Genomic DNA, 21,773 nt, shown 5'->3' on the forward strand with positions numbered 1-21,773 from the left:
AACGCGTGCTGGCATAAATTCGTATTTATGGCAGAAAGGCTGACCTTACCAGCCCTTCTTTACATGGCTGCGTTCAGGTTCTCGTCAATCTTTTCCAGGAAGCCTTCGGTCGTCAGCCAGCTTTGATCCGGGCCGACCAGCAGGGCGAGGTCCTTGGTCATGTGACCGCTTTCGACCGTGTCCACGATGACCTTTTCCAAGGTTTCGGCGAACGCGGTGAGTTGGGTATTGTCGTCCAGCTTCGCACGATGCTTCAGGCCGCCGGTCCACGCAAAAATTGACGCGATGGAGTTGGTCGACGTCGCCTCGCCCTTCTGGTGCTGGCGGTAGTGGCGCGTGACGGTGCCGTGGGCGGCCTCCGCCTCCACGATTTTGCCGTCGGGCGTCATCAGTTGCGAGGTCATCAGACCCAGCGAGCCGAAACCCTGCGCGACCGTGTCAGATTGCACGTCGCCATCGTAGTTCTTGGTGGCCCAGACAAACCCGCCGTTCCATTTCATCGCGCAAGCGACCATGTCGTCGATCAGGCGGTGCTGGTATTCGATCCCAGCCTCTTTGAACTGCGCTTCAAATTCTTCCTCGTAGATGCGCTGGAAGATCTGCAGGAACTGGCCGTCATATTGCTTTAGGATCGTGTTCTTGGTCGAGAGATACACCGGCCAGCCGAGGTTCAAACCGTAATTCAGGGAGGCCCGCGCGAAATCCTCGATGCTTTTGTCGAGGTTATACATGCCCATATAGACGCCCGAGGAGGGGGCGTCGAACACCTCATGCTCGATCGCTTGCCCGTCTTCGCCCACGAATTTCATCGACAGCTTACCGGGGCCGGGGAATTTCATATCCGTCGCGCGGTATTGATCGCCGTAGGCATGCCGCCCGATCACGATGGGCCGGGTCCAGCCGGGCACGAGGCGTGGGACGTTCTTGCAGATGATCGGCGCGCGGAAGACGACGCCGCCGAGGATATTGCGGATTGTGCCATTGGGAGAGCGCCACATCTGCTTGAGGCCAAACTCCTCAACCCGTTGTTCATCGGGTGTGATCGTTGCGCATTTGACGCCAACGCCGATCTCCTTGATCTTTTCGGCGGCATCAATGGTAATCTGGTCGTTGGTGCGGTCGCGTTCCTCAATCCCCAGATCGTAGTACAACAGATCAATGTCGAGATAGGGGAGGATCAGCTTGGTTTTGATGAAGTCCCAGATGATACGGGTCATCTCGTCGCCGTCGAGTTCAACGACAGGGTTCTCTACTTTGATCTTGGACATGGGATCTCCGACGGAGTGAGTATTTTTGCAAAGATGAAGCCTAGGAGGCGTTTTGGAAATAGGTGTGGATGCGACCTTTTAGATGATCCCACAGGGCAGGGGCGCCGCGCGCGACTTTGGTGCCGACCATCTGGTCCACCCGGTCCTCGGTGACATTGTATTTGGCCCAAGTTCCGCCGTTCGAGGCGAGGTTCAGAACAGGCGGCAAAGCGCGGTCGATGGCTTTGGCGAAGACTGCGTCAGGGGTGGCTGCGGCTTCAAATTCATCCCACAAGGCGCGGAATGTCTGGGCCTGATCTTTCGGAAGCATCCCGAAAAGCCGATCCGCGGCGGCCTTCTCTTCGGCTTCGATATCGTTGACGGCAGGCACATCAAAGATCGGATTATCGCCTGCATCAATCTCGACAATGTCGTGAATCAACAGCATCTGGATGACGCGGGCGAGATCGACACGCGCATCGGCCTGATCTGCCATGACCAGCGCAAAGAGCGCCACATGCCAGCTATGCTCTGCCGAGTTCTCGGGGCGAGATCGGTCGGTCAGGATATTGCCACGGTTGACGGACTTGAGCTTGTCGACCTCTGTCAGAAAGGCCAGTTGCTGCTCAAGCCGTGCGCTCATCGGGTGTTTTCTGTCAGGCGGCGTTGGACGTAATCGGTCACATTACCGATCATCGTGTCCATATGCGGGTCTTCAAAGAAGTGCCCGGCACCTTCCAGTTCCTGATGGGTGATCGTGATGCCCTTTTGCTCGTGCAGTTTGTTGACAAGCGTATGTGTATCCGCCGGGGGGGCGACGCGGTCGCCGGTGCCGTTGATGATCAGGCCAGAACTGGGGCAGGGCGCCAGAAAGCTGAAGTCATACATATTCGCGGGGGGCGAGACCGAGATGAAGCCGGTAATCTCAGGACGGCGCATCAGCAACTGCATCCCGATCCATGCGCCGAAGGAGAAGCCCGCGACCCAGCAATGCTTGGAGTTGTTGTTCATCGATTGCAGGTAGTCCAAAGCAGAGGCCGCATCCGACAGCTCACCAATGCCCTGATCATATTCGCCCTGCGACCGCCCCACGCCGCGGAAATTGAAACGCAGCACGGTGAAGCCCATATTGTAGAAGGCGTAGTGCAGGTTATACACCACACGATTGTTCATCGTTCCGCCAAACTGCGGATGCGGATGCAGCACGATGGCGATGGGGGCGTCTTTTTCCTTTTGGGGGTGGTAACGGCCTTCGAGGCGGCCCTCGGGGCCGGGGAAAATCACTTCGGGCATGGGTGTCCCTTGTTATCTGTTGCGCCTTGCGCCCTGTCGCGGCGCTTGACGGGAATTGGCTGTAGACTTAGAATTGTTCTAAGATTGCGGCAGGCAGGCCATTCGGCGGTGCTGTGCAGTTAATGTGGCAGGTGTGAAACGTCAATGAATTTGCGCAGATCAACTTTGGGGGCAGGCCTATGAAACTTGGCACGAAAGGGCGCTACGCCATGGTCGCTTTGGCCGATATCGCGCTGCAGCCCGGCGATGATCTTGTGACACTGGCCGAGATCAGCAAACGGCAGGATATCTCACTGCCGTATCTTGAGCAGCTTTTCGTCAAGCTGCGCCGTGCCGAGCTTGTCGAGTCTGTGCGCGGGCCGGGCGGTGGGTATCGGCTTAGCCGGGAACCGTCGCAGATCCGTGTGGTCGATATCATGAGCGCGGTCGACGAGTCGGTGGACGCGATGCAGAAAGGGGCCGGGGCCTCGGGGGCGCTGTCGGGCAGCCGGGCGCAATCCATGACGAACCGGCTTTGGGAAGGGCTTAGCGCCCATGTCTATGTGTTCCTGCATCAGACGCGCCTGTCGGATGTCATCACCAATGACCTGACGCCCTGTCCGGCGGTGCCGAACCTGTTCGAGATTGTCGATACCTGAGCCCGTGTCCCGCATCTATTTGGATCATAACGCCACCGCGCCTTTGCGGGCCGAGGCGCGCGCCACGATGATTGCGGCGATGGATGCGGTGGGAAACCCGTCCAGCGTCCATGCCGAAGGGCGTGCCGCGAAAAGCATTGTCGAAAAAGCGCGCGGCCAGATTGCCGAGGCGATGGGCGCGATGGCGGCGGATATCGTCTTCACGTCCGGGGCCACCGAAGCTGCGGCATTGGCGTGTGCCGGGCGGGGCCTCCACGGCGGTGATATCGAGCATGACGCCGTTGCGGCCTGGATTGATCCGTCTTTGCCGGTTTCCGCGGAGGGCGCAGTTTCGGTCGCGGCGCCTGAGCAAACCGCCTTGCAGATGGCCAATAGTGAAACCGGCATCTTGCAGGACCTGCCGCAGGGCCTTGCGGTCAGCGATATGACTCAGGCGTTCGGGAAAATCCCGCTCGCTTTCGATTGGTCTGGCGTCGGAATGGGGCTGATTTCGGCGCATAAACTGGGCGGTCCAAAGGGAATTGGGGCCCTCGTGATGCCGCGCGGCACGGATTTGGCCGCGCAGATCAAAGGTGGAGGACAAGAGATGGGCCGCCGCTCTGGCACCGAAAATGTCATTGCAATCGCGGGGTTCGGGGCCGCAGCTCATGTAGCTGCACGCGATCTGGCGGCTGGAAAATGGGACCAGATCGAAGAATTTAGAAATATTCTAGAAATAACTCTAGAAGAGTCTGCGAAATCGACTATTTTTGTCGGGAAAGGTGCGCGTCGCCTTCCAAACACCAGTTGCTTCGCCGTTCCCGGCTGGAAAGGGGAAACGCAGGTGATGCAGATGGACTTGGCCGGTGTGGCGATTTCTGCAGGCTCGGCCTGCTCCAGCGGCAAGGTCCGCGCCAGCCGCGTATTGCGCGCCATGGGATATGACGAGGCCACAGCCAGCAGCGCGATCCGCGTGTCGCTGGGGGTGGAGACGACAAAGGACGATGTGGAGCGGTTCTGCGAGATCTGGCTGCGCCATTACAACAAGTTTCGCGCGCGAGCCGCGTGACATCGATAACAGCGCCTCAAGCGGCGTAGATGAGGAGAGACCGGAATGGCTGCGTTGGATAATGTGGAAGTCAAAGAAGGCGTCGATCAGGAAACGGTCGAGGCGGTCAAGGAACTTTCCGGCACCTACAAGCACGGCTGGAACACCGATATCGAGATGGAATATGCGCCCAAGGGCCTGAACACCGATATCGTCAAGCTGATCTCTGAGAAGAATGAAGAGCCAGAGTGGATGACCGAATGGCGTCTGCAGGCGTTCGAGCGTTGGGGCAAGCTGACCGAGCCGAAATGGGCGATGGTCGACTATCCTGAGATCGACTTTCAGGACCAGTATTACTACGCCCGTCCGAAAAGCATGGTCGAGAAGCCGAAATCCCTGGACGAGGTCGATCCCAAGTTGCTGGCGACTTACGAAAAGCTGGGCATTCCGCTGAAAGAGCAGGCGATGCTTGCCGGTGTCGAGATGCCCGAGGAAGAGCGTAAGGTTGCCGTGGATGCGGTCTTTGATTCCGTTTCTGTTGGCACGACCTTTCAGGAAGAGCTGAAAAAAGCGGGCGTGATCTTCTGCTCCATCTCGGAAGCGATCAAAGAGCATCCTGAACTGGTCAAGAAATACCTCGGCTCGGTCGTGCCTGTGTCCGACAACTACTATGCGACGCTGAACTCGGCCGTGTTCTCGGACGGATCCTTCGTCTACGTGCCGCCCGGTGTGCGCTGCCCGATGGAGCTGAGCACGTATTTCCGCATCAACGCCGAAAACACCGGCCAGTTCGAGCGGACGTTGATCATCGCGGACAAGGGCTCTTATGTGTCCTATCTGGAAGGCTGCACGGCCCCCCAGCGCGATATCGCACAGCTGCACGCGGCAGTGGTCGAGATCATCATCGAAGAAGACGCCGAGGTGAAATACTCCACCGTTCAGAACTGGTACCCCGGTGACGAGAACGGCAAAGGCGGTATCTATAATTTCGTGACCAAACGCGCCGATTGCCGTGGCGACCGTGCCAAGGTGATGTGGACGCAGGTCGAAACCGGATCGGCCGTGACGTGGAAATATCCGTCCTGCATCCTGCGCGGTGATGATACGCAAGGGGAGTTCTATTCGATCGCGATCGCCAACAACTATCAGCAGGCCGATACCGGCACGAAGATGGTGCATCTGGGCAAGAACACCAAGTCGCGGATTGTCTCGAAAGGCATCAGCGCAGGCAAGGCGCAGAACACCTATCGCGGCCTTGTCTCGATGCACCCGAAAGCCAAGGACAGCCGCAATTATACCCAATGTGACAGCCTTTTGATCGGCGATAAATGCGGGGCGCATACGGTGCCGTATATCGAGGTGAAGAACAATTCCTCTCGCGTGGAGCACGAGGCGACGACATCCAAGGTGGATGACGACCAGATGTTCTACTGCCGCTCGCGTGGCATGGACGAGGAAGAGGCGGTCGCTTTGGTGGTCAACGGTTTCTGTAAGGAAGTGCTGCAAGCCCTGCCGATGGAGTTTGCGATGGAAGCCCAAGCCCTTGTCGCGATTTCGCTGGAAGGCTCTGTTGGTTAATGGCGGCGGCCGTCAGCAATAAGAAGCCAAACGTGCTTCCGCCGCGCTTCGGCCATCCCTCGCGGATGGACCCGGATACCCGGCGTGTGACGTTGCTGATTCTGGCGCATCTGATCGTGTTTTTGATCGCGATGTCGCACGACGAGATCGTGGCGGAAATGGTTGCCGATGGCTGGTTTCTTGCAGGTTTTGCGGAGCGGTGCGAGCTGTTGATCGGGTTTGTGCTTTTCCTGTGCTGGGGCGCTTTGACAGTGCGGTTGCTGGACGTGGTCAAAAATGCGGCCCGCCAAGAAGGGCCGTCCGAATGAGCCGGCTGCTGCAAGACGGGCTAACTGCACCGCTGGGTTATAAGCTGCTCGGCCTTGCGGTGGCGCTGGTGCTAGGCTTCGTGCTGACCGCCGGGGCTGTCTTCATGCAGCTTTTGGGGCAGATCGGCTTTCTGGCCGCATGTGTTTTCGGGATCGCGATGGGGGTCGTCGGCTTGATGGTCGCGGGGGCCTTGGTGAGACGCCGCAAGGTGGGATGAGATGGGCCGCGCAGCATTTATATCCGCCCTCACAACAGGGGGCTTTTGCGCCGCATTTGCCTACGGCATCCAGCTGATTGCGGTGGAGTTTTCAGGTCTGGCGGTTTTGCTCGTCAGCGGAGTATCGGGGTTTCTGGGCAGCCTGCTGGCCTCAATCCTATGGAGTAAGAAATGATCGTCACAACGACGAACACAATCGAAGGCAAGCCCATCGCCAGCTATCACGGCATCGTCGTGGGCGAAGCGATCATGGGCGCCAACGTGGTCCGCGATGTTTTCGCGTCGATCACCGATATCGTGGGCGGTCGCTCGGGCGTTTATGAAAGCAAGCTGCAAGACGCTCGCGACACGGCCCTTGCAGAACTGGAAGACCGCGCCCGCGAAAAGGGTGCCAACGCCGTGGTGGGTGTCGATCTGGATTATGAAGTTGTTGGAAATTCGATGTTGATGGTGTCGGCCTCCGGCACTGCTGTCACCGTCTAAGGAGCGAAGAAAAATGTTGGAAATCAAGAACCTGCACGTCAAACTTGAAGAAGAGGACAAGCAAATCCTCAAAGGTGTCGACCTGACGCTTGAGGCGGGCAAGGTCCACGCGATCATGGGGCCTAATGGCTCTGGTAAGTCAACGCTGTCTTACGTGCTGTCTGGCCGTGATGGCTATGAGGTGACCGACGGTTCTGCCACGCTCGAAGGCGAGGATATCCTTGATCTTGAGCCGGAAGAGCGGGCCGCTGCGGGCCTCTTTCTGGCGTTTCAATATCCTGTTGAGATCCCCGGCGTCGGCAATATGACGTTCCTGCGCACCGCAGTGAACGCGCAGCGCAAAGCGCGCGGCGAGGAGGAGCTTTCTGCCGGTGACTTCCTCAAGATCGTTCGCGAGAAGGCCAAGAGCCTCAAGATCAATGCCGATATGCTGAAACGCCCGGTCAATGTGGGCTTCTCGGGTGGTGAGAAAAAGCGTAATGAAATCATGCAGATGGCCATGCTTGAGCCGAAAATGTGTATCTTGGATGAAACCGATTCCGGCCTTGACGTGGACGCGATGAAGCTCGTCTCCGACGGTGTGAACGCCCTGCGCGGTGAAGGCCGGTCGTTTCTTGTCATCACGCATTATCAGCGCCTGCTGGACCACATCAAACCGGATGTCGTGCACATCATGGCAGACGGGCGCATCGTGAAATCCGGCGGCCCCGAACTGGCGCTGGAAGTTGAAAACAACGGCTATGCCGACATTCTGGAGGAGGTCGCCTAATGGCTTTGCCCGCCCAGAAACAAGACGCAACCGACGCCCGTTTGGCGTCCATGACGCTGCCCGAAAGCGGCGTCTGGGCCAAAACGGCGCGCGAAGACGCGCTCTCGCGGGTGACGGCTATGGGGCTGCCTTCCGCGCGTGACGAATATTGGAAATACACAAACCCGGCCAGCCTTGTCGCCAGAGAAGCGCCCGAAGCTGCGCTCCATGAAAATGATGCGGTGCCGCTCTATGACGGGATCGACCGGCTGAAGGTCGTCTTTGTTGACGGTGTCTTCGATGCCGAGGCCAGCGATGATCTGACCCTTGAGGGCGTCGAGATTGAGCGTCTGGCCGAGGTCTCTCAGATGGATATCCACTGGGCCAAGGATCTTTACGGCGTGCTGGAAACCCGGGGGCAGAAGCCGGTTGAACGCCCCATGGCGGCGCTCAACACGGCCTATGCGACGGATGGTCTGGTGATCCGCGCCACAGGCCAGGTCGCCAAACCCATCGCGCTGATTTATCGCCACGAAAGCACCACATCCGATGCGATCCTGCATCATGTCATCCGCGTGGAGGAAGGGGCGGACGTAACCGTTCTGGAAAACGGCCCGGCTGCTGCACGCTTCAATAAGGTCATGGAGGTCGATGTCGCCGACAAAGGCGCGTTTCATCACGTCCGTGCCCAGGGCCGCGATCACGAGCGTCGTGCGAACACGCATCTGTACGGGCGTCTCGGCACGGAATCAGTCTTCAAGAGCTTCACGCTGACCGCTAATGGCCGTCTGACCCGCAACGAGGTCGTGCTGGAATTGCTGGGCGACGACGCGCAGGCCCATGTGGCCGGTGCCGCCCTTGGTGATGGTGATTTTCACCATGATGACACCGTGTTCATCACCCATGACGCTGTGAATTGCGAAAGCCGCCAGGTCTTCAAGAAGGTGCTGCGCAATGGGGCTGTGGGCGTGTTCCAAGGCAAGATTTTGGTTCAGCCGGACGCCCAGAAAACGGACGGCTACCAGATCAGCCAATCCCTGCTTCTGGACGATGACAGCCAGTTCCTCGCCAAGCCCGAGCTTGAGATTTACGCCGACGATGTCGCCTGTTCCCATGGCTCTACCTCCGGTGCGATTGACGAGGACGCGCTTTTCTATTTGCGCTCGCGGGGCGTGCCTGAGGGGCCTGCAACAGATCTGTTGGTGCTGTCTTTCCTTGCTGAAGCCATCGACGAGATCGAGGATGAGGCCATCGCCGACGATATCCTGAGCCGTCTTGAAGCATGGCTTGCACGGCGGCGCGGTTAACCATTGCCGGTCACCCGCGATATCCGTGAAAGCTACCGCAGACCGGCGCAGGTGATGCGCCGGTTGTTGGCTGATGGGCAGCGCGAAGACCGTGCGCTCGCGATCCTCATGGGGGGCGCGTTGCTGGCTTTTCTGTTTCAATTGCCAAGGCTCTCGCGCCAATCGCATCTACAAGGCGAAGACCTGACCGGTCTTATGGCCAATACGCTTTTCGCCTGTCTTTTCTTTCTGCCGCTGATCTTTTACGGGATCGCCGCAGTGTCGCATATCGTCGCGAAAGTACTGGGAGGCAAAGGCACTTGGTATGGCGCACGCCTGGCGCTCTTTTGGTCCTTTTTGTCGGCTAGCCCGTTGATGTTGCTCAATGGTTTGGTCGCAGGCTTTGTTGGCCCCGGCTTCGAGTTGCAGATCGTCGGCCTGCTTTGGGTGCTCGTTTTTGGCGCTTTCTGGTTCATCAATTTGCGGGTTGCGGAATCTGCGGTTGAGCGGGACGCGGCGACGCCCTAAGTCACGGTTATGGATTTTTCACTCAACACAATCTCCGCGCTGCTGCGCCTGACCTTCCGCGACGCGCGGGAGGGGGCCTATGCCGTGCTCAGCCTTGGCATCCCGAAATCGGCGCTGATGCTGATGGTCGCCATCGTTGCCGTTCTAAGCGCGCTGATGGCAGGCATCTTTCAGTTGCTGATCCCGGGAACAACCGCCGCAGGACCCCCTCCGGGCATCGTGGCGTTAACCATTGGCGGCGTCATCTTGGGCACCGCGATAGGCCTGCATTATGCAGGGCGTGCATTCGGTGGATCGGGGCGTTTGCCCGATGCCATCCTGTTGATGGTCTGGCTGCAAGTTGTGTTGCTGCTGATCCAAGCTGTGCAAAATATCGTCTTGCTGGTCGCGCCCTCAGCTGTCGGGATCGTCTTCCTGCTGGCCTTTGGCTACACCCTTTGGCTGATGATCAATTTCATTGATGTGCTCCACAGTTTCGGCTCGCGCACGCGCGCAGCCGTGTTGTTGCTTCTCACGCTCGTCGGCCTGTCCCTTGGCTTGGGCATGATCTTTTCCATCCTCGGCATCGCCGTACCCGGAGGAGGCCCGGTATGAGTTTTGACGTTCAGGCGGTCCGCGCCGATTTTCCGATCCTGTCTCGTGAAGTGAATGGCAAACCGCTCGTCTATCTTGACAGCGGCGCGTCCGCACAAAAGCCGCAAGTGGTGATTGATGCGATCAGTTACGCCTATTCATACGAATATTCAAATGTTCACAGGGGCTTGCATTACCTTTCTAATGTCGCGACCGAGAAATACGAAAGCGTCCGCGGCGTTATTGCAAAGTTCCTGAATGCAGGCTCCGAGGACGAGATCGTTTTGAACTCGGGCACCACCGAAGGCATCAACATGGTCGCCTATGGTTGGGCCATGCCCCGCATGGAAGCGGGCGACGAGATCGTGCTTTCGATCATGGAGCATCACGCCAATATCGTCCCGTGGCATTTTTTGCGCGAACGTCAGGGCATCGTGATCAAATGGGTTGATGTGGATGCCAACGGCGATCTGGACCCGCAAAAGGTGATTGACGCCATTGGTCCAAAGACAAAACTGGTTGCAATCACACATCTTTCCAATGTGTTGGGAACCAAAGTTGATGTGAAATCCATCACCCAAGCTGCCCATGAAAAGGGTGTTCCGGTGCTGGTCGACGGCTCTCAGTCGGCCGTTCACATGCCTGTGGATGTGCAGGATCTTGGCGTGGATTTCTACGCGATCACGGGTCACAAGCTTTATGGACCAAGCGGCTCTGGCGCGATTTATGTCCGTAAGGACCGGATGGCCGAAATGCGCCCGTTCATTGGTGGCGGCGACATGATCCGCGATGTGCACCGCGATGAGGTGATCTATAACGACGCCCCGATGAAGTTCGAAGCTGGCACTCCCGGCATCGTGCAGACCATCGGTCTGGGCGTCGCGCTGGAATATATTATGAGCCTCGGCATGGCGAATATCGCCGCCTATGAGGACAGCCTGCGCGACTATGCGCGCAGCAAGCTAGACGGTCTTAACTGGTTGAATGTCCAAGGGCAAAGCGCTGATAAAGCTGCTATTTTCTCGTTCACCTTGCAGGGCGCTGCCCATGCGCATGACATCTCGACCGTGCTCGATAAGAAGGGCGTTGCTGTCCGCGCAGGCCAGCATTGCGCCCAGCCGCTGATGGAGCATATGGGCATCCCCGCGACCTGCCGTGCTTCGTTTGCGATGTATAACACCACCGACGACGTTGATGCGCTCGTCGATGCGCTGGAGCTTTGCCACGATCTTTTTGCGTGATTTGCCCGTTGCGGCGTGAAACCCGCGCGGCTATAGAACGCTGAAAGGTCCCTTAGCTCAGCTGGATAGAGCGCTGCCCTCCGAAGGCAGAGGCCAGAGGTTCGAATCCTCTAGGGACCGCCAGTAAAACAAGGGCGATATGGGGTTTCCATATCGCTTTTTTCGTTTCGCGCCTAGTGCGCCGGAAGCTCCGCCAACACACGCCGCCCGATATCATCCAGCATCGCGTCCAGATCGAGGGGCAGTTCCATCTGCGCGAGCTTGCCGTCGATCAACAGAAAACTCAGCCCGTGAACGAAGCTCCACAGCTGAAAGGCGCAGCGCTCGTCAATCTCCTCGACAAGCGCACTGCCGCGATAGGCCGCGACCTCGCCCTTGACCAGACTGAACGTGTCTTCGCCCTTTTCCACCAGCGCATCATCGGTGTCGTGATCTTTCGACAGCCCGAACATCAGGCGAAAGACCGCCGGTTCCGTCTGGGCGAATGTCACATAGACCCGGCCCAGCGCTGATATTCGCGCAAGGCTGCGTTCAGGCAGGGGGGCGAGCGCGTCGATCATCTGGGCGTATTGCCGTTGCATGCCTTCAAAGGCGACGGCACGTAGCAATTCATCCTTATCTTTGAAGTGCTTGTAAGGGGCCGCCGTCGACACACCTGCCCGGCGGCAGGCCTCGGAAACAGACAGATGATCAGGGCCTTTTTCCTCGATCAGAAACCGCGTGGCCTCAATCAGTTGCGCGCGCAGGTCGCCGTGGTGGTAGCTGTCGCGCGGGGCGGTGTCTGTTGGTTTTTTCATGATCCAATTGCTTTCAGACTTCGTAGAACTTGTCAAAGTGAGAGATTCTAACATATGTTAGTGATGCTAACTTCAAAGAGGTGACCCATGGCCGATGAACCGAAGAAGCCCAGCGCAGGCCGCCGCGCCGCGCGCATGGTATTGAACACCGCGCTCACTCTGAGCGTTGTCGGTGCGGCCGGGTTCGCCGTGGTTTTTGGTTCCGAGATGTTGGCCAACAGGGCCGAGGCCAGCGTAAGCGCCAACACGGCAGAGCGCCTTCCCGTGACGGTCACCGAGCTGACCTTGTCTGACGGCTACACCTTGCCGCGCCAATTCGTGGGGCAGGTTGAAGCCGCTGCGACGGTTGCGTTGTCCTTTGAACTTGGCGGCCGCTTGTCAGAGCTTTTGGTGGAGGAGGGCGCACAAGTTGACGAAGGCCAATTGCTTGCCCGTCTCGACACCGCGCTCCTTCTGGCGGAACGGTCCCGGCTTGACGCCGCCCGCGCGGCCACAACCGCGCAGCTGGAACTGGCCGAAAGCCGCCTTGTGCGAGCCTTGGCCTTGCGCGAAGACGGCTTTGCCAGCGAAGAGGCCGTCGATCAGACCCGCGCCACACGCGACGAGTTGCAAAACCGCATCCGCGAGACTGACGCGCTGATCGCCTCCGTCGCGATCAACCTCGAAAAATCCGAGCTTTTTGCGCCTTTTGCCGGTCAGGTGGGCCTGCGAAATGTAGACGGGGGCGAGACATTGTCGGCGGGTGCCCCCGTTCTGACGTTGATCGAAACAGCGACGCCGCAGGTTCGCGTGGGCTTGCCGCTCTCCGTTGATCTGAATGACCTGGACAATGCAGAGATCGCAGTGAATGGCGCGACATATCCCGCACGCCTTTTGCATGTGCGCCCCGATATTGATCCCGTGACCCGCACCCGCACCGCGATCTTCGCGATAGAGGCCCCGAATGCGCCGACCTTTGGTCAAACGGCCACTTTGATCCTTGAAGACAGGGTCGCGCTGCCCGGCACCTGGCTGCCGCTTGATGCTTTGCAGGAAGGGGTGGGCGGCGTCTGGACCGTTCTGGTTGTGGACGAGGGCGTTGTGCGGTCCGCCATGGTCGAAGTGCTTTATGCCGACGCGGCGCGCGCTTATGTGCGCGGCACGTTCCAGCCCGGCACCCAGATGATTGACGCTGGCGCACACCGGGTCGTGCCGGGCCAGCAGGTCCGCGTTCTGGCAGAGGCGGAGTAACCCCATGGTCACGCTTCCGTTCCGCCAGCCGCGCGTCGTTGCCCTGATTCTCTTGGTGTTGATATCGGCAGGCATGTCCGCCTTCCTGTCCATCGGGCGGCAGGAAGACCCGACGATCACCAACATCTTTGCGACCGTGACAACGACCTTTCCGGGCGCAGATCCTGCGCGGGTCGAAGCACTTGTCACGACGGAAATCGAAGAAGAGTTGCGCGAGATCGCAGAGGTCGACACCGTCACCTCCGTCTCGCGCACCGGCGTGTCGGTCGTCTCGGTCGAGCTTTTGGAGACGTTGGACGAGACCACAATCGAACAGGTCTGGTCCGAAGCCCGTGATGCGGTCGAAGACGCCCGTCGCAATTTCCCCGAGGGTGTTTTGGCGCCAGAGTTCGATGCGGAAGGCATCTCGGCCTATTCGGCCGTGATCGCCATCACCGCCGATCATGACGGCGTGCCGCAGACGCTGATCCATGCCTATGCCGAAAGCCTCGCAGATCGTCTTCGCGCGATCCCCTCGACCCGCGCAGTGGATCTTTTTGGCGAACCCGATGAAGAGGTTGTGGTCGAGATTGATCCTCACGCCGCCGCCGCCCTTGGTCTGACCGCCGCCGAGATTTCGCAACGGATTTCAGCCGCGGACGGCAAAGTGCAGGCGGGGCGTCTTGACGGCACCGAAACTGGCCTAACCATCAATGTTTCAGGAGAGATCGCAGCCCTTGACCGGCTCTCGCGTGTTGTCGTGCGCGAAGGCGGGCAGGGGGCAACCGTGACCCTTGCCGACATTGCCGAGATTTCGCGCGGCCCCCGCGCGCCGTCGACCGAGCTTGCCTATGCCAATGGTCGCCCCGCCGTCCTAGTGGGCGTGTTGGCTCAGGACGGTGTGCAGATCGACCGCTGGATGGGGTTCGTGCATGACGATTTGGAGACGGGCCAAGCGCAAATTCCCCAAGGTCTGAGCGAGGTGCTGATCTTTGATCAATCCACCTACACCGCCGATCGTCTGACCGAGGTTGGCACGAACATGGCCATCGGTGTCGCCCTTGTGGTGGGCGTGCTCTTTATCACCCTTGGCCTGCGCGCCGCCGCCATCGTCGCGTTGGTCTTGCCAGTGGTATCGCTGGCGACGATCGCGACGATGAATTTCATCGGCCTGCCGATCCATCAGATGTCGGTCACAGGGCTGATCGTGGCGCTGGGTTTGCTGGTCGACGCGGCCATCGTCATGGTGGACGAGGTCCGCCAACGGCTGGCGCGCGGCATGTCCCGCGAGGATGCTGTGGGCGACGCGATCCGCCGCCTGTCCGCGCCGTTGCTGGCCTCGACCGTGACGACAGCGTTGTCCTTTACTCCGATGATTCTGCTGCCCGGTCCTGCGGGCGATTTCGTCGGCTCTATCGCGATTGCCGTGGTGATCATGCTGATCTGGTCGCTTTTCATCGCGCTGACCGTGACGCCTGCCTTTGCCGGTTGGTTTATCAAACCGGGCGGGCGGGGCGGTCTGTCCATCGGGCCGCTGGCCCGCGCCTTCACGGCTTCGATCCGCTGGTCTGTAGGCAATCCCGTGAAATCCATCGCGCTCGCGCTGATCTTGCCGGTGATGGGCTTTGCCGCCTTCCCGACACTCACCGCGCAGTTCTTTCCGGGCGTGGACCGCGACCAGTTCTATCTGGAGGTCGAGATGCCCCCCGGCACCGCTCTGCAACAGACAGCTGCCGTCACCCGCGCCATTGATACCGACTTACTGTCGCGCGACGGGATCGACCAGATCTACTGGTCCGTCGGCCAATCCGGCCCGGCCTTTTATTACAATATCACCGGCGGGCGCGCGCAAGAGCCGACCTACGCCATCGCCATGATCAAGACCGACACCGCCGAAGATGCCGCCCGTCTGGTCCCGCAAGTGCAGGCTGATCTTGACGCGAATTTCCCCCAAGCCACAATCATTGTCCGGGGGCTTGTGCAAGGCCCACCCGTGGACGCCCCGGTTGAGGTCCGCCTTGTTGGCCCCGATCTGAACGTGCTGCGCGACTATGGCGATCAGGCTCGCGCGCTTATGGCTGATGTGCCTATCGTGACCCAAGTGCGCACGCAAGTTTCGGGTGGCGCGCCGCAAGTGCGCTTCAACATAGATGAAACCGCCGCCCGCCTGCTGGGCCTGAACATTACCGATATCGCCGCCCAGCTTGAAAACGGCATGGTCGGCGTGACGGGTGGCAGCCTTGTGGAAGGCACCGATCAGTTGCCCGTCCGCGTGCGCTTTGACCGCGACGCCTATACCGATCTCGGCGCGCTTGCCGATCTGCCGGTCTTGCTGCCGGGCGCCGCGTCTCTCTCGGCCACCGGAGTTTTCCCTGCGGTGCCGCTATCCGAACTCGCGCAAGCAGACCTGGAGCCCGCCGAAAGCGTCATCAACCGCCGCAATGGCGAGCGGGTGAATACTGTGCAGGCCTTTATCGTCCCCGATGTGCTGCCCGAAGAGGCGCTGCAATCCGTGCTTGCCGCCTTTGATGCGGCCGATTTCACGCTGCCCGCAGGCTACCGGATCGAACTGGGCGGCGACAGCGATGCGCGCTCCAGCACGGTTGGCAACCTGTTGGCCTCCATCGGATTGATCGTCACGCTGACCATTGCGACCATCGCGCTGACCTTCAACTCGTTCCGGCTGACGGGCATCGCGCTGATTGTCTGCGGGCTATCGGCCGGGCTGTCGATGCTGTCGCTGGCGGTGCTGCAATATCCGTTCGGGATCAACGCAATCATAGGGGTCATCGGCTCCATCGGCGTGTCGATCAACGCGGCGATCATCATTCTGACCGGCCTCAAGGCCGACCCCGACGCCGTTGCGGGCGATGAAGCCGCGATGACCGATGTGGTGAGCCGCTCAAGCCGCCACATCTTCTCGACCACGATCACTACATTCGGAGGGTTCCTGCCCTTGATCCTCGGTGGTGGCGGCTTCTGGCCTCCCTTTGCGGTGGCCATTGCGGGCGGTGTGCTGCTGTCTGCGGTGGTGTCGTTCTATTTCACACCCCCGATGTTTCGGCTGCTATATCGCCGAAAACCAACCCCCTCGCAGGCGTCGGGCACACCACCGGCAACGGCCATCCGCCTTGCCGCTGAATAACCCGACTAGAGGTGCCGCCCGAACGCCTGCATCGCGGCGACCAATCCCGCCTCGGTGATGTCTTTGTGCAGCACCAGACGGCGGGTCGCATAGGGCCCGCCGATCTCGATCCCGTCGCGGCGCATCTTGTCGTCGAGCGACGGGTCATTGCCCGCCATGAAAACCATGTTCGTGTCCTGCACCACGCCTGTCGCGCCTTGGGCGCGCAGAAAAGCGGCCAGTTCTTCGGCGCGGGCGTGATCTTCGGCCAGACGGGCGACGTTGTGATCCAGCGCATAAAGTCCGGCGGCGGCCAGAACGCCTGCTTGCCGCATGCCGCCGCCCAGCATCTTGCGCAGCCGATGCGCCTTGGCGATCAGATCGCGATTGCCCACCAGAACGCTGCCAATCGGCGTGCCAAGCCCTTTGGACAGACAGATCGAGACCGTATCAAACGGAGCCGCGAGGGCCGCCGGATCAATGCCTAAGCCGGTCACCGCATTGAAAAAGCGCGCGCCGTCGAGATGGCAGTTAAGCCCATGATCGCGCGCGCGGCGTGTGCTTGCCTCAATAACATCAAGCGGGATGACCCGCCCGCTGACGGTGTTCTCGCAAGCCAGAAGGCGGCTGATCGCATAATGATTGTCGTCCTCCTTAACCGCCGCTGTCACCGTATCGGGCGCGATATGGCGACCTTCCTCCACCGGCACCGGGTAAAGCGCGACCCCGCCCAGCACCGATGCACCCGCTGCCTCGTAGACGTAGGTATGGTATGGCGCGCCCACGATAATCTCTTCTCCGCGCCCGCAATGGGCCAGCAAAGCGGCCAGATTGCTTTGGGTGCCGGACGGAAAGAGCAACGCTGCGTCTTTGCCCAGTATCCCCGCCAGTCGGTCCTGCAACCGCAGCACCGTGGGGTCTTCGCCATAGACGTCATCGCCCACCTCTGCCTCAGCCATCGCGGCGCGCATGCCCGCGCAGGGCTTGGTCAGCGTGTCGCTGCGAAAATCGCACAAAACTTCATTACTCATTTGGTCACCTGTTCATAGGCCAACGCGGCCACGATATGGACGCGCGCGGTTTCCCCGCCGTTCAGGGCAGTGTGATATCCGCGCGTGTCGGTAAAATAGACGGACCCGTCCGCAGGCAGATGCGTGACATGGTGGTTCACGATGAAAAGCGAGCCCGGATTGGTCGTGATCGGAATATGCAAGCGCGGCTCGGGATCCCTGTGCCACGAATTGCAGTTATATAGCCCTTTCGACAGCACCCGCATGCGCCCGATGGGAAACCGTTTGGCCAGCTCTGCGTGGACATATTCGAAATAGGTGCTTTTGAATGCGGGATTAAATTCCGAGAACTGGCGCTCTGGCACAAGATCCTCCCGCGGTTCCTCCACATAGCGGTCATCGCCGCGCAGCCAATAGCGGCCCGATAAGTCATTCGAAGTCCACTCGGTCTGGCCCGGGCGCTGGGTCAGGGGCAGGGCGGCGAAACCTTGATCCTGCATGTCGCCCTGATAGTCCATCCGCGCCAGACATTCGCCCAGCGCCTTCCGCAGTTTGTCGATGTCAAAGCGCAAGGCCAGTCTCTGAATGCCGGGGCCGGGGTGGAACGCGGCGACGCTCTCGGTCTCGGGTCGCTTGGACAGCCATCGCGTCATGGCGGCGACATCGGGATCGCTGGAGAGAGGCTGGCTGTGCATGATCGGCTCCGTTTTCGGCTATCGAAGCACGTTCACCGATTTTGGCAGTTTGGAACAGATCGTTTTGCATCTGGGCATGAAAAAAGGCGCCTCGGATGGCGCCCTGTTTCGAATTCTTCGGATCGTTTCTGGCCCTAGCGGCCCCATGTGCGCACAGCACCGCAATCCATATGCACGAAGTTCGAAGACGAATAGCGCCCGACACCACCAGCGCGACAGGCGGCGGCGGCCCGTGCGATCTGGTCGACAGAGCGCGATTTGAGCCGCAGATCGGCCGCCTGGCCCTTCATATGGAGGGATTTCTTGGCGACACCACCAGAGCGGGCACGCAGCATGTTGTTCGTCTTGGCAGTGCGGTAGCCCGACAAAAGCAGATACGGCTCGGATGTGTTCAACTGGTTATGGGCGGCGGCCATGATATCAATGGTGCGCGTATCCATGTTGGTGGCGGCATCCTGACGCCAATCGCGCATGAAGTAGTTCACTTCGCGCAGCCCGTCCTTGATGTATTTGCCATCGATCCAGTAGATCATGTCGATGGTCTCACCGGTGCGGCCCGAATACATGTGGATGCGGCGAATATCGCCACCACCACGTAGAAATCCTGCTGCATTGGAGTAGGTGGGTGCGGCTGTCACCGCTGTTGCTGCGAATGCAGCAAGAATGCCTCGACGGGTAAATCCCTCGCTCGAAATATCGGTCATGCTCTGCGTCGTCCCGTCGCTGAAACCTGTTTTGACCTGTGTTTTCACAGTGCCGTCTGCCTATTTTTTCCCCAGTTATCGCAACTATGACACATGTCGAATCGCCAACCAAGTCCGTTTTAGTTCAAATGCATTAAGACAAGAAATTTGGGCAAAAATTTGCTCACCGTGGCAAAAGGGGCAAAATTCCAGATTTTGAGAATACCTGTCGCATTGCCACCACATCTGGGCTAATGCGTCGAAATTGTGAGTAGACAGGCTGTGGCTGATGCGAGACTGTCTGAGCTGATTTGATAAAAATGCAGGCATTTTCGAGGTGTAAGATGGCCGTTCTGACACGTAGATCCACGTTTTTCGCGATCCTGATGATGGGATTGGTCGCGCTTTTTACTGCGCCGCAGCCCGCTTTTGCGCAGGTTACCGCGTTCAAGCAAGCCGTGGCAGAAGCCGCCGCGCGCGATGATGCGCTCGCCAAATTCTACAAATCGCGCGATTATCAGCCGATCTGGACGGGCAAAGGGAATAAAGACCGCAAGCGCCGTACTGCCTTCTTCAAAGCGCTCGATCAGGCACCTGCCCATGGTCTGCCGATGGGCCAGTATGACCCGAATGCTCTCAAAGCACAGATGAAAGCGGCCAAGTCAGCCCGTGACCGCGGTCTGGTAGAGGTGGCGCTGTCGAAAGCCTTCCTCGCATATTCCCGCGACATCCAGACGGGCGTTCTTGTGCCCTCGCAAGTGGACAGAGGCATCGTTCGGCAAGTTCCCTATCGTGACCGCCTCGCGCTGATTGACACGTTCTCCCGCTCGACCCCGGCTGCATGGCTCAAGAAGCTGCAACCCCAGACGCCCGAATATGTGCGTCTGATGAAGGTCAAGATGGACATGGAAAAGCAGCTTGCCCGTGGCGGTTATGGCCCCAAAGTGCAGGTCAAAGCGCTCAAACCCGGTGAAAGCGGCGGCGCGGTCGTGCAGTTGCGCGACAGGCTGCAAGTGCTGGGTTTTGCCAAGCGCAGCGCCTCGCAATCCTATGACGCCGAGCTTCAGAAAGCCGTCCAGCAGTTCCAGCTGGCCCACGGGCTGACCCCTGACGGCGTCGCAGGCCCGGGCACCATCGCCGAGGTTAACAAACCGCTTGAGACACGCCTGCAAGCGATCATGGTCGCGATGGAGCGCGAGCGTTGGGTCAACCGCGAGCGCGGCAAGCGCCACGTTCTGGTCAATCTCACGGACTTCACCGCCAAGATCGTCGATAACGGCAAGGTCACGTTCGAGACACGCTCGGTGATCGGTAAGAATGACAGCGAGCGTCGCAGCCCTGAGTTTTCCGATGTGATGGAGTTCATGGTCATCAACCCAAGCTGGTATGTCCCGCGCTCCATCGCGACCAAGGAATACCTGCCGATGCTGCGCAAGAACCGTAACGCCGTCAGCCATCTTGAGATCACCGACAGCAAGGGCCGCAGGGTGAACCGCGCGAATGTCAATTTCGCCAGTTATACGGCGCGCAGCTTTCCTTATAACATGCGCCAGCCCCCCAGCCGCGGTAACGCGCTTGGTCTGGTGAAGTTCATGTTCCCGAACAAGTACAACATCTACCTGCATGACACGCCCGCAAAGAACCTCTTCAGCCGCGAAGTCCGCGCTTATAGCCACGGGTGTATCCGCCTGAACGACCCGTTTGATTTTGCCTATGCGCTGCTCGCTAAGGAGGTTTCCAACCCCGAAGCGTTCTTTCAGGGCAAGCTGGCCACAGGGCAGGAAAGCTATGTGAACCTCAAAAAGCCGGTGCCGGTGCACATCATTTACCGCACGGCTTTCACCACCGCCAAAGGCCACACCCAGTTCCGTCGCGACATCTATGGGCGTGACGCCAAGATCTGGAATGCTTTGGCCCGCGAGGGGGTGGCATTGCGCGCTGTTCAGGGGTAATCCTGCCGCAACACGCGGAGGGTGCATGGCCTATTCAGTTCAAGACATTGCAACGGCGCTCGGGGCTCAAGCCTTTGGCGCCGTTGATCTTTTGATCGACGCGGCGTCCGAACCCGCCGCCGCTGGCCCGCGCGAGCTGGCTCTTGCGATGGATCCCAAATACGGCGAGGGTCTGGCGCAAGGCCAAGCCCGTGCCGCGATCCTGTGGGACGGGGCTGATTGGGAAGCGTTGGGGCTGGAGGCCGCGATTTTCGTGCCGCGCCCGCGCTACGCGATGAGCGGCCTGACCGCGCTGATGGATCCTGGTCCCGAGATCGAGCCAGGCGTGCATGCCACTGCGGTGATCCACCCGGAGGCCCAGATCGGTGCAGGGGCCGCCATCGGGCCATTCGTGGTGATCGGGCGGGGCGCGCAGATCGGCGCAAACGCACGGATCGCCTCTCATGTCAGCATCGCAGAAGGGGCCGTGATTGGCGTGGATGCGCTGCTCTGTCAGGGGGTACGCATCGGCGCGCGGGTGCGCGTCGGTGATCGCTTCATTGCCCAGCCCGGAGCTGTGGTCGGAAGCGATGGCTTTTCTTTCGTCACGCCTGAAAAATCCGGGGTTGAGGCCGTGCGCGAAACTCTTGGCGATCAAGGCGATGCGAAAGCCCAAAGCTGGACGCGCATTCACTCTCTCGGGTCGGTGCAGATCGGTGATGATGTGGAGCTTGGCGCGAATGTCGCCATCGACCGTGGCACAATCCGCGACACCTCGATTGGCAATGGCACAAAGCTCGATAACCTCGTGCATATTGGCCATAACGTCCAGATTGGCTGCGATTGCCTGATCTGTGGACAAGTGGGCATCGCAGGCTCCGCGCGTATCGGGGACCGTGTTGTCATGGCCGGCCAATGCGGGGTGAACGACAATATCTTTGTGGGCGACGATGTGATCGCTGGCGGGGCGACCAAGATTTTCACCAATGCGCCCAAGGGGCGTGTTTTGCTGGGCTACCCGGCGATGAAGATGGACACCCATGTCGAGGCTTATAAGGGCCTGCGTCGTCTGCCCCGGCTTTTCCGAGATGTGGCTGACCTGAAGAAAGCTGTTTTAAACCGCGATCAGAGGGACTAAATCATCGGCAACGTCACG

At 59.6% G+C, this 21,773-nt stretch carries 23 protein-coding genes and 1 tRNA gene; 17 read left to right on the top strand and 7 right to left on the bottom strand.

Annotation, left to right across the window (positions count from 1 at the left end):
• Window positions 1-59: 59 nt before the first annotated feature.
• From KUW67_RS07610 to KUW67_RS07620, 3 genes are read right to left on the bottom strand one after another with little or no spacing between them, the layout of a single operon-like run.
• On the bottom strand, window positions 60-1,268 hold the full coding sequence (locus tag KUW67_RS07610; protein ID WP_224824696.1) for an NADP-dependent isocitrate dehydrogenase: 1,209 nt from the start codon (window positions 1,266-1,268) through the stop codon (window positions 60-62).
• Window positions 1,269-1,308: 40 nt separating this feature from the next.
• Complete coding sequence (locus tag KUW67_RS07615) at window positions 1,309-1,890, bottom strand: HD family hydrolase (RefSeq protein ID WP_224824697.1); 582 nt, start codon at window positions 1,888-1,890, stop codon at window positions 1,309-1,311.
• Entirely contained in the window at window positions 1,887-2,540 is a 654-nt protein-coding gene (locus tag KUW67_RS07620; RefSeq protein WP_224824698.1) for an alpha/beta hydrolase, read from the bottom strand. The genes KUW67_RS07615 and KUW67_RS07620 overlap by 4 nt, the downstream gene beginning before the upstream one ends.
• Window positions 2,541-2,719: 179 nt before the next feature.
• Between KUW67_RS07620 and KUW67_RS07625 the strand changes: the two genes are divergently transcribed.
• The 13 genes from KUW67_RS07625 (at window position 2,720) to KUW67_RS07685 (ending at window position 11,291) form a co-directional block, all read left to right on the top strand.
• Entirely contained in the window at window positions 2,720-3,178 is a 459-nt protein-coding gene (locus tag KUW67_RS07625; RefSeq protein ID WP_224824699.1) for an Rrf2 family transcriptional regulator, read from the top strand.
• A gap of 4 nt (window positions 3,179-3,182) precedes the next feature.
• Window positions 3,183-4,226 carry an aminotransferase class V-fold PLP-dependent enzyme gene (locus KUW67_RS07630; RefSeq protein WP_224824700.1) on the top strand — a complete coding sequence of 348 codons (1,044 nt, stop codon included), beginning with the start codon at window positions 3,183-3,185 and terminating at the stop codon, window positions 4,224-4,226.
• Between the two features lie 45 nt (window positions 4,227-4,271).
• Window positions 4,272-5,783 (top strand): Fe-S cluster assembly protein SufB, encoded by a 1,512-nt coding sequence (gene sufB, locus KUW67_RS07635; RefSeq protein WP_224824701.1) that lies wholly within the window; start codon window positions 4,272-4,274, stop codon window positions 5,781-5,783.
• A gap of 32 nt (window positions 5,784-5,815) precedes the next feature.
• Complete coding sequence (locus tag KUW67_RS07640) at window positions 5,816-6,091, top strand: hypothetical protein (protein ID WP_224824702.1); 276 nt, start codon at window positions 5,816-5,818, stop codon at window positions 6,089-6,091.
• Window positions 6,088-6,309: a hypothetical protein gene (locus KUW67_RS07645; protein WP_224824703.1), complete on the top strand. Its 222-nt coding sequence runs from the start codon at window positions 6,088-6,090 to the stop codon at window positions 6,307-6,309. Before KUW67_RS07640 ends, KUW67_RS07645 begins: the two co-directional genes overlap by 4 nt.
• A gap of 1 nt (window position 6,310) precedes the next feature.
• Window positions 6,311-6,484, top strand: a complete 174-nt coding sequence (locus tag KUW67_RS07650; protein WP_224824704.1) for a hypothetical protein — start codon at window positions 6,311-6,313, stop codon at window positions 6,482-6,484.
• Window positions 6,481-6,792, top strand: coding sequence for a heavy metal-binding domain-containing protein (locus tag KUW67_RS07655; RefSeq protein ID WP_224824705.1), 312 nt, complete (start codon window positions 6,481-6,483; stop codon window positions 6,790-6,792). Before KUW67_RS07650 ends, KUW67_RS07655 begins: the two co-directional genes overlap by 4 nt.
• A gap of 13 nt (window positions 6,793-6,805) precedes the next feature.
• Window positions 6,806-7,561 (top strand): Fe-S cluster assembly ATPase SufC, encoded by a 756-nt coding sequence (gene sufC, locus KUW67_RS07660; RefSeq protein ID WP_224824706.1) that lies wholly within the window; start codon window positions 6,806-6,808, stop codon window positions 7,559-7,561.
• Window positions 7,561-8,847, top strand: a complete 1,287-nt coding sequence (locus KUW67_RS07665) for a SufD family Fe-S cluster assembly protein (protein ID WP_224824707.1) — start codon at window positions 7,561-7,563, stop codon at window positions 8,845-8,847. The genes sufC and KUW67_RS07665 overlap by 1 nt, the downstream gene beginning before the upstream one ends.
• 3 nt (window positions 8,848-8,850) lie before the next feature.
• Entirely contained in the window at window positions 8,851-9,354 is a 504-nt protein-coding gene (locus tag KUW67_RS07670) for a YIP1 family protein (protein ID WP_224824708.1), read from the top strand.
• 9 nt (window positions 9,355-9,363) lie between these two features.
• Entirely contained in the window at window positions 9,364-9,948 is a 585-nt protein-coding gene (locus tag KUW67_RS07675; protein ID WP_224824709.1) for a YIP1 family protein, read from the top strand.
• On the top strand, window positions 9,945-11,168 hold the full coding sequence (locus KUW67_RS07680) for a cysteine desulfurase (RefSeq protein WP_224824710.1): 1,224 nt from the start codon (window positions 9,945-9,947) through the stop codon (window positions 11,166-11,168). The genes KUW67_RS07675 and KUW67_RS07680 overlap by 4 nt, the downstream gene beginning before the upstream one ends.
• 46 nt (window positions 11,169-11,214) lie before the next feature.
• Window positions 11,215-11,291: transfer RNA gene (locus tag KUW67_RS07685), tRNA-Arg, on the top strand.
• Window positions 11,292-11,341: 50 nt separating this feature from the next.
• Here KUW67_RS07685 and KUW67_RS07690 read toward each other — a convergent pair.
• Window positions 11,342-11,965 (bottom strand): TetR/AcrR family transcriptional regulator, encoded by a 624-nt coding sequence (locus tag KUW67_RS07690; protein WP_224824711.1) that lies wholly within the window; start codon window positions 11,963-11,965, stop codon window positions 11,342-11,344.
• A gap of 87 nt (window positions 11,966-12,052) precedes the next feature.
• Between KUW67_RS07690 and KUW67_RS07695 the strand changes: the two genes are divergently transcribed.
• Both KUW67_RS07695 and KUW67_RS07700 read left to right on the top strand, forming a co-directional pair.
• Window positions 12,053-13,195 carry an efflux RND transporter periplasmic adaptor subunit gene (locus KUW67_RS07695; protein ID WP_224824712.1) on the top strand — a complete coding sequence of 381 codons (1,143 nt, stop codon included), beginning with the start codon at window positions 12,053-12,055 and terminating at the stop codon, window positions 13,193-13,195.
• A 4-nt stretch (window positions 13,196-13,199) separates the two neighbouring features.
• Window positions 13,200-16,319: an efflux RND transporter permease subunit gene (locus KUW67_RS07700; protein ID WP_224824713.1), complete on the top strand. Its 3,120-nt coding sequence runs from the start codon at window positions 13,200-13,202 to the stop codon at window positions 16,317-16,319.
• Window positions 16,320-16,324: 5 nt separating this feature from the next.
• On the opposite strand, the gene ltaE is transcribed toward KUW67_RS07700, so the two are convergent.
• The 3 genes from ltaE to KUW67_RS07715 all read right to left on the bottom strand — a co-directional run bounded on the left by ltaE (window position 16,325) and on the right by KUW67_RS07715 (window position 18,707).
• On the bottom strand, window positions 16,325-17,329 hold the full coding sequence (ltaE, locus tag KUW67_RS07705) for a low-specificity L-threonine aldolase (RefSeq protein WP_224824714.1): 1,005 nt from the start codon (window positions 17,327-17,329) through the stop codon (window positions 16,325-16,327).
• Window positions 17,326-18,003 (bottom strand): hypothetical protein, encoded by a 678-nt coding sequence (locus tag KUW67_RS07710; RefSeq protein ID WP_224824715.1) that lies wholly within the window; start codon window positions 18,001-18,003, stop codon window positions 17,326-17,328. The genes ltaE and KUW67_RS07710 overlap by 4 nt, the downstream gene beginning before the upstream one ends.
• Window positions 18,004-18,137: 134 nt before the next feature.
• Window positions 18,138-18,707, bottom strand: coding sequence for a DUF882 domain-containing protein (locus tag KUW67_RS07715; RefSeq protein ID WP_224824716.1), 570 nt, complete (start codon window positions 18,705-18,707; stop codon window positions 18,138-18,140).
• Window positions 18,708-19,030: 323 nt separating this feature from the next.
• On the opposite strand from KUW67_RS07715, the gene KUW67_RS07720 reads away from it, so the two are divergent.
• Together KUW67_RS07720 and lpxD are read left to right on the top strand one after the other, a co-directional pair.
• Window positions 19,031-20,638, top strand: a complete 1,608-nt coding sequence (locus KUW67_RS07720) for a murein L,D-transpeptidase (protein ID WP_370634930.1) — start codon at window positions 19,031-19,033, stop codon at window positions 20,636-20,638.
• A 25-nt stretch (window positions 20,639-20,663) separates the two neighbouring features.
• Complete coding sequence (lpxD, locus tag KUW67_RS07725; protein WP_224824717.1) at window positions 20,664-21,755, top strand: UDP-3-O-(3-hydroxymyristoyl)glucosamine N-acyltransferase; 1,092 nt, start codon at window positions 20,664-20,666, stop codon at window positions 21,753-21,755.
• The last annotated feature ends 18 nt before the right edge of the window (window positions 21,756-21,773 follow it).

This window comes from Cognatishimia sp. MH4019, from assembly GCF_020177595.1.
Taxonomy (GTDB): domain Bacteria; phylum Pseudomonadota; class Alphaproteobacteria; order Rhodobacterales; family Rhodobacteraceae; genus JAHTBL01.

Bases quoted from the DNA above. Each gene is read 5' to 3' on its own strand.
- KUW67_RS07675 (WP_224824709.1), top strand. From the start codon at position 9,364: ATGGATTTTTCACTCAACACAATCTCCGCGCTGCTGCGCCTGACCTTC.
- KUW67_RS07690 (WP_224824711.1), bottom strand. From the start codon at position 11,965: ATGAAAAAACCAACAGACACCGCCCCGCGCGACAGCTACCACCACGGC.
- sufB (WP_224824701.1), top strand. From the start codon at position 4,272: ATGGCTGCGTTGGATAATGTGGAAGTCAAAGAAGGCGTCGATCAGGAA.
- sufC (WP_224824706.1), top strand. From the start codon at position 6,806: ATGTTGGAAATCAAGAACCTGCACGTCAAACTTGAAGAAGAGGACAAG.
- KUW67_RS07700 (WP_224824713.1), top strand. From the start codon at position 13,200: ATGGTCACGCTTCCGTTCCGCCAGCCGCGCGTCGTTGCCCTGATTCTC.
- KUW67_RS07615 (WP_224824697.1), bottom strand. From the start codon at position 1,890: ATGAGCGCACGGCTTGAGCAGCAACTGGCCTTTCTGACAGAGGTCGAC.
- KUW67_RS07620 (WP_224824698.1), bottom strand. From the start codon at position 2,540: ATGCCCGAAGTGATTTTCCCCGGCCCCGAGGGCCGCCTCGAAGGCCGT.
- lpxD (WP_224824717.1), top strand. From the start codon at position 20,664: ATGGCCTATTCAGTTCAAGACATTGCAACGGCGCTCGGGGCTCAAGCC.
- KUW67_RS07650 (WP_224824704.1), top strand. From the start codon at position 6,311: ATGGGCCGCGCAGCATTTATATCCGCCCTCACAACAGGGGGCTTTTGC.
- KUW67_RS07695 (WP_224824712.1), top strand. From the start codon at position 12,053: ATGGCCGATGAACCGAAGAAGCCCAGCGCAGGCCGCCGCGCCGCGCGC.
- KUW67_RS07610 (WP_224824696.1), bottom strand. From the start codon at position 1,268: ATGTCCAAGATCAAAGTAGAGAACCCTGTCGTTGAACTCGACGGCGAC.
- KUW67_RS07625 (WP_224824699.1), top strand. From the start codon at position 2,720: ATGAAACTTGGCACGAAAGGGCGCTACGCCATGGTCGCTTTGGCCGAT.
- KUW67_RS07715 (WP_224824716.1), bottom strand. From the start codon at position 18,707: ATGACCGATATTTCGAGCGAGGGATTTACCCGTCGAGGCATTCTTGCT.
- KUW67_RS07720 (WP_370634930.1), top strand. From the start codon at position 19,031: ATGGCCGTTCTGACACGTAGATCCACGTTTTTCGCGATCCTGATGATG.
- KUW67_RS07645 (WP_224824703.1), top strand. From the start codon at position 6,088: ATGAGCCGGCTGCTGCAAGACGGGCTAACTGCACCGCTGGGTTATAAG.
- ltaE (WP_224824714.1), bottom strand. From the start codon at position 17,329: ATGAGTAATGAAGTTTTGTGCGATTTTCGCAGCGACACGCTGACCAAG.
- KUW67_RS07665 (WP_224824707.1), top strand. From the start codon at position 7,561: ATGGCTTTGCCCGCCCAGAAACAAGACGCAACCGACGCCCGTTTGGCG.
- KUW67_RS07655 (WP_224824705.1), top strand. From the start codon at position 6,481: ATGATCGTCACAACGACGAACACAATCGAAGGCAAGCCCATCGCCAGC.
- KUW67_RS07680 (WP_224824710.1), top strand. From the start codon at position 9,945: ATGAGTTTTGACGTTCAGGCGGTCCGCGCCGATTTTCCGATCCTGTCT.
- KUW67_RS07710 (WP_224824715.1), bottom strand. From the start codon at position 18,003: ATGCACAGCCAGCCTCTCTCCAGCGATCCCGATGTCGCCGCCATGACG.